The sequence below is a fragment of the Nocardia sp. Marseille-Q1738 genome (genome assembly GCF_965283145.1).
The window spans coordinates 153,645-165,880 of sequence record NZ_CBDIMS010000009.1; the positions used below are offsets into that span (position 1 = coordinate 153,645).

The following is a 12,236-nucleotide window of genomic DNA, read 5'->3' on the forward strand; positions in this document are numbered from 1 at the left end:
CGTCTGTGGTCGGCACTCTTCCCGGACCCGCTACTGGCGAGCACTCAGCCGAGGCCGGGAGCTTTGTCTCGGTGTTCGCGGTGCTCGACTCCGCCTGACCAACTCTGCGACCGATGCCTAACGGGTATCGCTATCGATGAGCAGACGCCCACCCGAGCTGACCACGCGCAGCGTCAGGCCCTTGGTCTGACCCTCGATAGTGAGGCTGGCCAGTCGCATGTCGACCGACCCGTCGTCGTTGTTCGTCCGCCTGGCCGCCTCGATGGTGGCGAAGGTGTCGATGGTCCGCGCCCCCCAGTACTGCCGGAAGCCCTGTTCGTTGCCGTAGACCTTCTGCGCGGCGGGCGTGAGCAGCGTCCATGAAGCACTCGGATCGCTGTAGAACTGCTCGATCAGGCCACCTGCCGCCCCGATGTCGACCCGCTCTCCCGAGCTCGGGGTGCGGCCGAGCTCGGCGGCGACGGTCGAGGTCGAACCGGGACTCGTCGTCGCGGTCGCCGACGGCGGGTTCGCCTGCGGACTCGGCGAGTCACCACCGGACTGGCTGAACGCGCTGATCAGCAACGCCGAGATGGCGGCGACCGCGCCCACCAGCGCGCCGATCAGTACCGCGCGCCGTTTGCCACCCGGCCGCCGTTCGGGCAACGGACGCGGCTGCGCCATGGTCGGCGGATGCGCCGCGGTGTCGTATTGGGCGGGCGGGCGCGCCGGTGCCGGACGCGGACGCCGCTCGGTCGGCGTGTAGGGCGCCGAGGACATCGCCGACGGTCGCAGCGTGCGGGTGGCCGATTCCGGCTCCCCCGCTCGCGGCCGGGCGAAAGCCTCACTGGCCGGGACGAATCCGGCGGCCACCGGCGCGGGACCGGCGTCGGCGAACGCGGCGAGCTGCTGTCTGGCCACCCGCATGCTCGGGCGCTCGGACGGTTCGGGGCTGAGCAGGTCGAGCAGGAAATCCGTTGCGGGACCGGCGTTGCGCGGCTCGCTCACCTGACCGTTGGCGGCGGCGTAGAGCACCGCGAGCGGATTGGAGCCCCCGCCGTAGGGCGGTTCGCCCTCCAGCGCGTGAAACAGCGTGGCGCCCAGCGCGAACACGTCGGACGCGGGCGTCGGATCGGCGCCGCGAGCCATCTCCGGTGCGAGGTAGGCGGCGGTGCCGCAGATCAGTCCGGTCTCGGTGAGCGTGACGTCACCGGTCGCGCGGGAAATGCCGAAGTCGGTGATCTTCACCGTGCCGTGGTCGTCGAGGAGGATGTTGCCCGGCTTCACGTCGCGGTGCACGATGCCCGCCTGATGCGCGGCGATCAGCGCCGAGGCGACCTGCTCGCCGATCCGCGCGACCTGGGTCAGCGACAGCGTGCCCTGGGCGGCGATCACCGCGGCGAGGCTCTTGGACTTCAGGTACTCCATCACCAGGCAGGGGTCGCCCTCGTGCTCGGTGATGTCGAACACGACGATCGCGTTCGGATGCTGGAAGCGGGCGGCATTGCGGGCCTCCCGGATGGCGCGCTGACGCACCACGTCCCGTTCGGCCTCGGGCAGGCTCGGCTGGATGTGGATCTGCTTGACGGCCACGGAGCGCTGGAGGCGTTCGTCGACGGCACGCCAGACCACGCCCGTGCCGCCGCTACCAATCCGCTCGACCAGGCGGTAATGCTCCGCGATCAACTGACCGGTATCGATGGCGCCTACTCCGAACCTTCTCGAAATCGTGACATCCCGCATATTGATAACTTCACGCGGTCCGGGGATGAGTGTAGCGGGCGCCGGAATACTCGCACGCGTCAGCCGGGCCATGTTCCGGGCCCAAATCGCCCGAAACGGACTATCGCGCCGCGCGCAGCATCCGGCCCGCGGCCTCCACCGCGGGAGCCGAACCGCGCGCGTCACTGACGAAGGCCGCGAATGCCAGGTCACCGTCGATGCCGACGAACCAGCCGTGCGCGTGGGTGTCGTCGATGTACTCCGCGGTTCCGGTCTTACCGAGCAGTCCGGGAATATCGCGCAGCTGCGTTGCCGTACCGCCGGTGATCGTCTCGCGCATCATGGATTTCAGCTGGTCGGCGACGGTCGGCGGCAGCGCGTCCTGCGTCCGGTCCGGGGTACCGGGCCGCCCCGCGACGAGGGTGGGCGCCGGCACGGCACCGCGGGCGATCGAGGCGGCCACCAGTGCCATGCCGAACGGCGAGGCTGTCACTTGCCCTTGACCGATCGCCGACTCCACCCGCAAGGCGGAACTGCCGGCCGGTGGGACTTTTCCGGTGACAGTGGTCAGGCCCGGTGTGACGTAGTCGATCCCCAGCCCGAGCTGTGCCGCCGCTTTCGTCAGGGCGTCGGCGGGCAGTTTCACCGCGAGCGCGCCCATCGTCGTGTTGCAGGAACGCGCGAAAGCGGTGTGCAGCGGCACCGTGCCCAAATCGAAATTGTTGTCGTTGGGGATGCGGCGCCCCTCGATGTTCGCGGTGCCGGGGCAGGCCAGCTGGGTGTCGGGTGTGACCGTGCCCGCCTGCAGCGCGGCGGAGACGGTGACCGTCTTGAACGTCGAGCCGGGCGGGTACAGGCCGGTCAAGGCGATCGGGCCCTGCGCGTCGGCGGCGGCGTTCTGCGCGATCGCGACCACGTCGCCGGTCGAAGGGCGCAGGGCGACGATCGCGGCGGGCTGCGCGATCGGCGCGAGCGCCGCCTCGGCCGCGCGCTGAAGGCCGAGGTCGAGGGTGGTCACGATGTCGGTGGTGGCCGTCGGGTCCTTCCCGGCCACGCGCTGGGTGCCCTCCGGCGTCTGGGCGCGCACCGCCCAACCGGCGTTCGCGTCGGCGGATTCCTGCCACAACTCGGCGAGCCCGGACAGGGTCGGTGCGGCCAGCGCTTTATCGGTCGTCAGCAATCGGGTCTGCGGCGCGAGGGTGACACCCGGCAGGGCGGCGAGCCGGTCCTGGATCGGAGCGATATCCGTCTCGCGCAGGGTGATCGCGGTGACCGGCTTTCCTTGCGCCTGGACCAGTTCCGTTTGCAGCGACTGGGTGGTGAGGCCGGATGCGAGCGGACCGAGCAGGTCCGCCACCGCCGCGAGGTCGGCGCCGGGGGCGATATTCACCAGCGTGACGACCTGCTCGGTCATCAACTCGCCACCGGCGGCATCGAGAACGCGGGCCGGTTCGGGATAGACCCGGCTGTAGCTCAACGGCCCCGAAGCCAGCCCGGGGGCGAGGGTGGCGGGATCCCACTTCACCTTCCACCCCGCACCGCTCTCGCTCGCGGTGCCGTTGGTGGTGTAGGTCCACTCGGTCGTGCCGCCCTCGCCCAGCTTCCAGGTCGCGGCCAGCGCGAAGCCGTTGTCCTCCGCTGAGCCGACCTCGAAGCGCACATCCTTGCCGAGCCCGTCGTAGAGCCTGCCGAGCGTGTCGGACGCCGCGGCCGGGTTGTCGGTGAGCGCGGCGGCCGCGGCGATGTCGTCGCGATTGAGCGCCTCGGCGAACTGCCCGGCCACGGTGCCGGGCTGGTCCGGTCCGGACGAACAGGCGGCGAGCACGAGCACTGGTGCGGCGAACAGGACGAGAGGGTTCCGGTTGGTACGCACGCCTCCGACACTATCGGGCCGGAGCGCGCCGACGGCGTAGGCGGCTGCTGCCTCGCCTTCCGCCAGCTGTTGTCAGTTGCGCGCCCATGGGGCCTGGGCCAACGCGTCGGCGTCGGCTTCGGCGAGCTCGATGTCGAACACCTCGGCGAGGATCTTGGGCAGCTCGGCCGGTTCCAACTCCCGTGTGTCGCTCGTTCCGTCGGGATGCTCGGTAACGAACTTGGTGCCGTCCAGCACGTAGTGCACGTCCGGGTGAAAGCGCTGGACGAACGGCCGCGTGGTGAAAGGCGAACGCGGCGACGTGGACACGTAATGATTGCCGACGACGTAGTCGATGCGGTACTGCGGGTTCAGGGTGAAACTGTGGCGGTCGACCCAGCCTTCCCGGCCGAATTGGTGCAACACCCACAAGTCGGAATCGAGTTCGCCGAGCGTGCGTTCCAGGCGGAACTTCCATTCCCCCGCGGTGAATTCGCCGGTCTTCGTGGACAACTCGAAGGGCACGAGCGGACCGGCGCCGAAACCCACATCGCAGAGCCAGACACGGTCGTCATCGGCGGTCGTCACACGCAGCAGGGCGTGGGTGGCGGGCCGCAACCCCGCGCCCGCGCCCATGCTCACCCGGCCGCTGAGGCCGGTGACGCCGAAGCCGATCCGTTCCAGCGCTGCCGCGAACAGTCCGACGTTCTCGTAGCAGTAGCCGCCGCGGCGGCGCCGGACCATCTTGTCCTGCAACGTCGCGAGGTCCAGCTCGATCGTGCGGCCGAGGATGATCTCCAGGTTCTCGAACGGGATCGCGGTGGTGTGCGCCCGCACCAGCTCGTGCAGCGTCGCCACGGTGGGGGTGCGCTCGCCATCGAAGCCGATCCGGGCCAGATAGGCGTCCAGGTCGAGATCGGCGCCGTTCCAGTGAAACGCCGGGTCGGTCGGCTTCGTCATCATGTCCTCACTTCGTCGTTGCTCTCCCCGTGATCAACCGCTCCGCGACCCGATCCTGTTCCCCGCGGTCTCCTCACGCCGCACACTTGGCGCCTGGCGGGGCGGACGGGACGTCGACGACGCCGTGCGCGACGTCGACGACATAGTCGCGATCCGGGACGTCGACCGGCTCGGCACCGAGCAGAAGACGCTCCACGACGCAGCCGCCCTCGAAGAAGGCCGGACCGACACTGTGATCGCCGGAAACCACCCGCCCGGTGAGATCGCGGCCGGTGACGACGGTGTACATCGAGGTGGGTTTGCCCGCGGCCAGAAGCCCGGCACGCATCTCCACGCTCGTGGCGTAGGGCACCACGTCGTCGGCTGTGCCGTGGACGAGGAACGCACGCCGCACGTCCATGCGGTTCGCCAGCAGCACGGGCGAACGCTCGGCGTAGGCCAGCGGACAGGCTGCCGGAGGACAACCACCCGCATCGCGCTCGATCTGCCCCGGCAGGGCCGGATCCACCGCCGCCGCACCCAGCCACATGGTGAAATCGTCTGCGGGACCGTAGTTGTCCACCCAGTAGTCGAACATCCCGCGCGGACCGTGCGCCACCGCGAGACCGCTGGTGATGCCGCCCTGACTCCAGCCCCACAGCACGGTCCGCGTGATGGAGGGATGGGCCTGCTGATACCACGCGGTCGCGGCGACGATGTCGCGCCACCCCGCCCACAGGTTCCATTCTCCGGGGCGCCACACGCTCTCCGCCGAGCGCAGGTCCATCGACAGAATCGGGGTCCCGGTACGCCGCGCGATCGAGGCGAGGTAGTCGGCGAAGTCGGCCGAGGACCCGTCGTGCCCGTGCACCGCGACCACGAGGGCCTGCGCGGTCACGTCACCTTCAGCGCAGCGGTAGGGCTCATAGACCCGGCCGGTCGCGTTCTCCCCGTCGACGCTCAGCGTCACGGGCCGGACCACTACGCCTTCCGTACAGCCCGGTTCAGCCGAAACAGGATGCGCCGCAATGCTCATCGTGGCGAACAAGCTGACGAGAACACAGCACACGAACACCGGATACCAGCGCCTCATGCTCGAATCATGGCACGCGTCGTGACTCCCACCGACCCGGCTCTTGTTGGGGGCATGCCGGGAACGGCCGGGTGCACGGACTCACGCCGACGACCAGCACGATCTGGCCGGTGGCAGCACCCGGCAGCGGCTCGGCGCATAAATCTCGTCAGCTCGGCTTGGTGGCCCACAGGATGACGTTGGTGCCGAAGAACTTCTTGCTCCACCCGATGTCCTGAAAACCGAGTCGGCTCAGAACATCGGCGACATGTTGTGGTGAATCGAAGGCGAGCGTGCTGGATTCGAGATAGGTGTATGACGACCGGTCGCGAGCCACTGCCTGCCCCAGCAGCGGAACAATGGTGCGCATTCCCCACTCCACGATCGGCTTCACCGGGCCGCTCGGGGGGCAAGTCTCGAGTATGACGATCCGGCCGCCGGGCTTGAGAACTCGGTGCTGTTCGCGCAGCGCTCCAGCCAGGTCTTCGACGTTCCGAAGGAGATAGCCTTCGGTGATCCCGTCGAAAGACTCGTCCTCGAACGGCAAATCGGCCGCGTCCGCACGGTGCCATCGGACCGCGTCCGCTCCGGGCTTGGTTCTCGCGCGAGTCAGCATCTCTTCCGAGAAGTCGACGCCTGTCACGGTCACGGCGGGGTACCTCCGTGCCGCCTCCAAGGCGATCACGCCTGTCCCCGTGGCGATATCCAAGAGCTGTCCACCCGCGGGCGGTGCGACACGCTCGGCCACTTCACGGCACCAGCGTGCATGGCGGCCGAGCGTCATGACGAAGTTCATCCGATCGTAGTACCCGGCGATCTTCTCGAAGATCCCGTGTACTTCAGAGCTTTTGCCGTGAGCTAGTCGGTCACTTGTCATCTCGCGGGCCTCTCTGGTCGGTACATTTCCCACTCAACGCTACGATTCGCCTATGCGTTCGATTGATGCCGCCGAGCGGCGCGCTCGGTTGGCGGTGCGGCACCGGCTCGCGACGCCGGAACGGTCCGGCGGGGTCGCCGAGATCGCCAGGTCGGTGGTGGCGCTGCACGCGACCGATCCGGCCACCGTCTTCCTTTCGGTCGCGGCCCGTGGCGACGGTCTCACTCCAGCGGATGTCGAGCAGGCGCTCTATGAGGACCGGTCCCTGCTGCGCATGCTGGCCATGCGCCGCACCATGTTCGTCGCGCCGGTGGACCTGGTCCCGATCCTGCAGGCGGCGTGCGCGGATGCGCTGGCGCACAAGCAGCGTCGCACCTACGGCAAGTACCTCGCGCAGGAGGGCGTCGGCGACGGCGACGTGCAGGGCTGGCTCGCCGAGGTGGAAGCCGAGACGCACAAGGCGTTGCTGGAACGGGGATCGGCGACCGGCGCGCAGCTGAGCAAGGACGTCCCCCGGCTGCGCACCCAGGTGAACCCCGCGCCGGAGAAGTCGTATTCGAAGCCGACGAACATCACCACCTGGGTGCTGGTGACGCTGGGCTGCGAGGGCCGCATCGTGCGCGGCAGGCCGAACGGCAGCTGGGCCAGCAGCCAGTACACCTGGGCGCCGATCGAATCGTGGTTGCCGGAGGGTGTCGCCGCGGTGCCCGCCGCCGAGGCCCGTGTCGAGCTGGTCCGGCGCTGGTTGCGCGCCTTCGGACCCGCGCCGGTGTCCGACATCAAGTGGTGGACCGGCTGGACGCTCGGCGAGGTCCGTGCGGCGCTCGGCGCGCTCGATCTGGTCGAAGTCGACGTGGAGGGCGTCACCGGCGTGCTGCTGGCCGACGATCTCGAGCCCGTCGCCGCGCCGGAACCGTGGGCGGCGCTACTGCCGGCGCTCGACCCGACCCCGATGGGCTGGCAGGCGCGGGACTGGTTTCTCGGCTCGCACCGGCCGAGCCTGTTCGACCGCAACGGCAATATCGGCCCCACGGTCTGGTGGGATGGGCGCATCGTCGGCGGCTGGGCGCAGCGCAAGGACGGCGAGATCGTCTACCGGCTGCTCGAGGACGTCGGGGCGGACGCGCAATCGCTGATCGCCGCGGAATCGCAGCGGGTCACGGACTGGTTCGGCGACGTGCGCGCCATCCCGCGGTTCCGGACGCCGCTGGAACGCGAACTCACCGCCTGATCACCACCCGGCCTTCGCGGCCGGGTCACTCGCTCCGCGCGGACAACACGGGCATCGCGCGGATCGGCGAGCCTGAGCGCACCATCCGGTCCGCTGCCAGCGGGTAGCTTGGGCGACATGGAAATTCGCGGGTTCGCCGACGGCGATCGAGCCGCGCTGCGTGAATTGTTCGTTCGAGCGGGCGCCGATTCACCGACCGAGTCGCTCTGGGGCCGCCCGGAATCGGAGGCGGCGGTATACCTCGAGCCGTACATGGATCTGGAACCGGAATCGCTGTTCGTCGCGGAGTCTCGAGGCACGCTGGTCGGGTATCTCACCGGCTGCGTGGACAGTTCGGCATTTCCCAGCGAGAGCGACCGCATGGACCAGGCCCTCCGTCGCTATCGCCCGATGTTCCGCCGCCGATCCGCGGCATTCTTCGCGCGCAGCCTCGCCGACGTCGCGGGCGCGGCGATCCGCAGGGCACCGATGGCCGGGGATTTCCACGACGACCGCTGGCCGAGCCATCTGCACATCAACGTCGCACCGCAAGCCAGGGGCATCGGCGCCGCCGACCGCCTGATGGCGCGCTGGTTCGAACGGCTGGCCGAAGCCAGATCACCCGGCTGTCACCTGCAGACGCTGGTCGAGAACGGCCGGGCGGTCAGATTCTTCGAGCGCATGGGATTCACTTCCCACGGCCCGGAGCCGCTGGTACCCGGCCTGCGCTACCGCGGTGCACGTGTCCACCAACGCACGATGGTGCGCGACACCTGATCTCGTAGACCTGCGCTGTCCGGACGTCGAGTCGCAGACCGTTGCCGCCGAGTTCGTCCGCACGGATAACCTCGAGCACCTGCTCCTACATGTCCAAGCCGAGGTCGAGGACGCGGACCGAGTGGGTGAGCGCGCCGACGGCGAGGTAGTCGACGCCGGTGCGGGCGTAGTCGGCGGCGACGTCGAGGCTCAGGCCGCCGGAGGATTCCAGCAAGGTTCGCGGTGCCGTGGCGTTGCGGCGTTGCACGGCGGCCTGGGTCTGCCAGAGCGGGAAGTTGTCCAGCAGGACGAGTTCCACGTTCTCGGCGAGCACGGCGTCGAGCTGGTCGAGGCTGTCGACCTCGACCTCGCAGGGGATGCCGGGGGCGGCGGCGCGGACCGCGCGCAGCGCCTCGACCACCGATCCCGCGGCGACCACATGGTTGTCCTTGATCAGCGCGGCGTCGCCGAGACCCATGCGGTGATTGACGCCGCCGCCGACGCGGACGGCGTACTTCTGCAGCGCGCGCAGTCCGGGCAGCGTCTTGCGGCTGTCCCGGATGCGGCACCCGGTGCCGGCGACCGCGTCGACCCAGGCGGCCGTCGCGGTGGCGATGCCGGAGAGATGGCAGACCAGGTTGAGCATGGTGCGCTCCGCGGTGAGCAGGCCGCGGGTCGGCGCTAGCACGGTCACCACGGACTGGTTCGGCTTCACCCGGGTTCCGTCGGCCACGCGGTCGGTGACTTCGTACTCGCCCGCGCCGATCACCTCGTCGAGCACGAGCAGCCCGGCGTCGAGTCCCGCGACGGTCCCCGGCTGCCGCGATACCACCGACGCCTTCACGACCGCGTCGGCGGGCACGGTGGCCACCGTGGTGACATCCGGGCCGTAGCGCAGATCCTCGTCCAGCGCCGCGCGGATGATCCGCAGTATCTCGTCACGATCCAGACCGGCGTCCAGCGCCATCGGAGCGCTCCTCTCTCGCCGAGCGGGACACGATGGATTCCGGATAGTCCTGCTCGGCGGCTGTGTTCAGGAAATGGGTGATGGGTGTTCGGGGGCGCCGTCGTCGTTCAACCGGATCGGAAGGTCACGGCGGAGTCCGTCCACGAGGTCCGGGTGATCCGAGCGGGTGTGACAGCCACGGCTTTCGGTGCGGGCGAGGGCGGCCACCAGCAGGGTGCGCGCCGCCAGGGTGAGCGCGGCGTCCTCGATCCCGGCGATCGGGTGTGCGGCGCCGGTGAGCGCGTCGCGCCGGGAGACCACGTCGTCGAGCCGTTTGAGCGCTTCGGCGAGACCGGCGCCGTCACGGACCACCGAGGCGTGCGTGGTCATCAAGCGCTGCACGATGTCGCGATCGGCATGCTCGGCGGCGCGAACCGGGATCTCGGCAACGTTCGCCCGCTCGCCGAGCCGCTCGGCCGCGGCGGCTCCGGCGCGCTCGCCGACCACCAAACCCTCGAGCAGGCTGTTGGAGGCCAACCGGTTCGCCCCGTGCAGGCCGGTGCGCGCGACCTCACCCGCCGCGTACAGGCCGGGAACTCCGGTGCGGCCGTGGGTATCGGTGACGACCCCGCCGCACTGATAGTGCGCGGCGGGTGCGACCGGGATCAGGTCCGTGCGCGGATCGATGCCCGCGGCGAGGCAGGAGGCGGTGATCGTCGGAAACCGTTGCGAGAAGTGCTCGATCGAGCGCGCGTCGAGGTAGACGTGCTCGGTGCCGAGCGCACGCATGCGCGCGGCGATGGCGCGCGAGACCACGTCGCGCGGCGCGAGGTCGCCACGCGGATGCGACCCGTCGGTCACCGAATTTCCTTCGGTGTCGACCAGTCTCGCGCCTTCACCACGAACCGCCTCGCTGATCAGCGGCCTGCGCCCCACCCCGCCCGGGGTGTAGAGCACCGTCGGGTGGAACTGCACGAACTCGAGATCGGCGACCGTGGCACCGGCCCACAGCGCGAGCGCGACGCCGTCGGCGGTGGCGCCGGGCGGGTTGGTGCTCAGCGCGTACAACTGGCCGAGCCCGCCGGTGGCCAGCAGCACCGCGGGCGCGTGAACGACGCCGAATCCCTTCTCCGACACCGCGACGACACCCTGGACACCGCCGCGCCCGGTGACGATCCGCCCCACCGCGGCCCCGAACAGCACCGGCAGACCGGCCTCGTTCAGCGCCCGCTGCACCTCGGCGCCGGTCGCGTCGCCGCCGGCGTGGATGATCCGGCGGGTGCTGTGGCCGCCCTCCCTGGTCCGGGAGATCTGGCCGTCCCGGCCGAGGTCGAACACCGCGCCGAGGTCGGTCAGCGCGGCCACCGCGGCTCGGCCGCCCTCGACGATGGAGCGCACGGCGTCCACGTCGCACAGCCCCGCGCCCGCTTCCACGGTGTCGTGCACGTGCGATTCGACCGAATCGCCATGCGGCGCCACAACCGCGATACCGCCCTGGGCGTACTGGGTCGACGTGTCCGTCGGCCCGCCCTTGCTGAGCGTCAGCACCCGCAGGCCACGCAGTGACGCGGTGCGCGCCGCGGTCAGCCCCGCGACGCCGCCGCCGATCACGACCAGGTCCGCCTCGGCCTCCCAGTCGATCGAAACCCGGGATGTCATCGGCCCGTGCCTCTCTGTCCTCCGACCCGCGAATCGGCCGGGCTTCCAGGCGGATTCGCGGTGACCAGCGCTTGCGCCACCGCGTTCCGCCGGAGACCGGCCACGAAGGTCGAACTCATTCACCGCCGCCGGGATTGCCGATCGCGATCATCCGCTGCACCGAATTGCGGCCCAGCGCAGCGGTTTCCGGATCGACATGGACCTCGTCGCTGCCCTCGACCAGGCAGCGCAGCAGTGCCGCCGGTGTGATCATCTTCATGTACTTGCACGAGGCGCGGTCGTTCACGGCCTGGAAGTCGATACCGGGCGCGGCCTTGCGCAGCTGGTGCAGCATGCCGACCTCGGTGGCCACCAGCACCTGGTTCGACTTCGCCGCCTTGGCCGCGTCGATCATGCCGCCGGTGGACAGGATGTGCACCCGCTCGGCCGGGAACGCGCCCTCGCCCGCCAGGTACAGCGCCGAGGTGGCGCAACCGCATTCGGGGTGCACGAACAGCTCCGCGTCCGGGTGGGTGCGCGCCTGCTCGGTCAGCTCGTCGCCGTTGATACCCGCGTGCACGTGGCACTCGCCCGCCCAGATGTGCATGTTCGCCCGTCCGGTGACCCGCTTGACGTGCGCGCCGAGGAACTGGTCCGGCAGGAACAGCACCTCGCGGCCGGGATCGATCGAGGCGACCACGTCCACGGCGTTGGACGAGGTGCAGCAGATGTCGGTGAGCGCCTTCACCTCGGCGGTGGTGTTGACGTACGAGACGACCACCGCGTTCGGGTGCTCGGCTTTCCAGGCGCGCAGTTCGTCGGCGGTGATGGAGTCCGCGAGCGAGCATCCGGCGCGCTGGTCCGGGATGAGGACGGTCTTGGCCGGGCTGAGGATCTTGGCCGTCTCGGCCATGAAATGCACACCGCAGAACACGATCGTGTCCTCCGGCGCCTCCGCCGCGATCCGCGACAACGCCAGCGAGTCGCCGACGTGGTCGGCCACGTCCTGGATCTCCGGTAGCTGATAGTTGTGCGCGAGAATGGTCGCGTTGCGCTCCCTGGCCAGTCGCTTGACCTCCTGCGCCCATTCCGGCGTCGCCTCGACTCCGGCGAACCCCGCGGGTCCGTCGAACACCTGCCCCATCAGCGGGGGCGCCAGTTTCGCACCCGTCGTCGCCATGGATGGCTCCCTTCCTCGTGCGGTCGGCTACCCCGCCGATTCGCACCAAACCAGGTTTTCGACTT

The 12,236-nt window shown here is 69.8% G+C and carries 10 protein-coding genes; 2 read left to right on the top strand and 8 right to left on the bottom strand.

The window, feature by feature from the left end; genetic code table 11:
* Positions 1–117: 117 nt before the first annotated feature.
* The 5 genes from ACWPXK_RS27425 to ACWPXK_RS27445 all read right to left on the bottom strand — a co-directional run bounded on the left by ACWPXK_RS27425 (position 118) and on the right by ACWPXK_RS27445 (position 6,441).
* On the bottom strand, positions 118–1,722 hold the full coding sequence (locus ACWPXK_RS27425; protein WP_454199047.1) for a protein kinase domain-containing protein: 1,605 nt from the start codon (positions 1,720–1,722) through the stop codon (positions 118–120).
* A 100-nt stretch (positions 1,723–1,822) separates the two neighbouring features.
* A complete protein-coding gene (locus ACWPXK_RS27430) occupies positions 1,823–3,574 on the bottom strand; it encodes a penicillin-binding transpeptidase domain-containing protein (protein WP_454199048.1) in 1,752 nt (583 codons plus the stop codon).
* A gap of 72 nt (positions 3,575–3,646) precedes the next feature.
* A complete protein-coding gene (locus ACWPXK_RS27435; RefSeq protein ID WP_454199049.1) occupies positions 3,647–4,513 on the bottom strand; it encodes an arylamine N-acetyltransferase family protein in 867 nt (288 codons plus the stop codon).
* Between the two features lie 73 nt (positions 4,514–4,586).
* Positions 4,587–5,462, bottom strand: a complete 876-nt coding sequence (locus ACWPXK_RS27440; RefSeq protein ID WP_454199050.1) for an alpha/beta hydrolase family protein — start codon at positions 5,460–5,462, stop codon at positions 4,587–4,589.
* 271 nt (positions 5,463–5,733) lie between these two features.
* The gene (locus tag ACWPXK_RS27445) at positions 5,734–6,441 is read right to left on the bottom strand and encodes a ubiquinone/menaquinone biosynthesis methyltransferase (protein ID WP_454199051.1); all 708 of its coding nucleotides are present in this window, start codon (positions 6,439–6,441) and stop codon (positions 5,734–5,736) included.
* A gap of 52 nt (positions 6,442–6,493) precedes the next feature.
* Here ACWPXK_RS27445 and ACWPXK_RS27450 point away from each other — a divergent pair, with 52 nt between their 5' ends.
* Both ACWPXK_RS27450 and ACWPXK_RS27455 read left to right on the top strand, forming a co-directional pair.
* Complete coding sequence (locus ACWPXK_RS27450; protein ID WP_454199052.1) at positions 6,494–7,672, top strand: winged helix DNA-binding domain-containing protein; 1,179 nt, start codon at positions 6,494–6,496, stop codon at positions 7,670–7,672.
* A 117-nt stretch (positions 7,673–7,789) separates the two neighbouring features.
* On the top strand, positions 7,790–8,428 hold the full coding sequence (locus ACWPXK_RS27455; RefSeq protein WP_454199053.1) for a GNAT family N-acetyltransferase: 639 nt from the start codon (positions 7,790–7,792) through the stop codon (positions 8,426–8,428).
* An 85-nt stretch (positions 8,429–8,513) separates the two neighbouring features.
* On the opposite strand, the gene nadC is transcribed toward ACWPXK_RS27455, so the two are convergent.
* From nadC to nadA, 3 genes are all read right to left on the bottom strand, one after another.
* Positions 8,514–9,374: a carboxylating nicotinate-nucleotide diphosphorylase gene (nadC, locus tag ACWPXK_RS27460; RefSeq protein WP_454199054.1), complete on the bottom strand. Its 861-nt coding sequence runs from the start codon at positions 9,372–9,374 to the stop codon at positions 8,514–8,516.
* A 66-nt stretch (positions 9,375–9,440) separates the two neighbouring features.
* Positions 9,441–11,012 (bottom strand): L-aspartate oxidase, encoded by a 1,572-nt coding sequence (locus tag ACWPXK_RS27465; RefSeq protein WP_454199055.1) that lies wholly within the window; start codon positions 11,010–11,012, stop codon positions 9,441–9,443.
* Positions 11,013–11,127: 115 nt separating this feature from the next.
* Positions 11,128–12,171 (bottom strand): quinolinate synthase NadA, encoded by a 1,044-nt coding sequence (gene nadA / locus ACWPXK_RS27470; RefSeq protein WP_454199056.1) that lies wholly within the window; start codon positions 12,169–12,171, stop codon positions 11,128–11,130.
* Between the last annotated feature and the right edge of the window lie 65 nt (positions 12,172–12,236).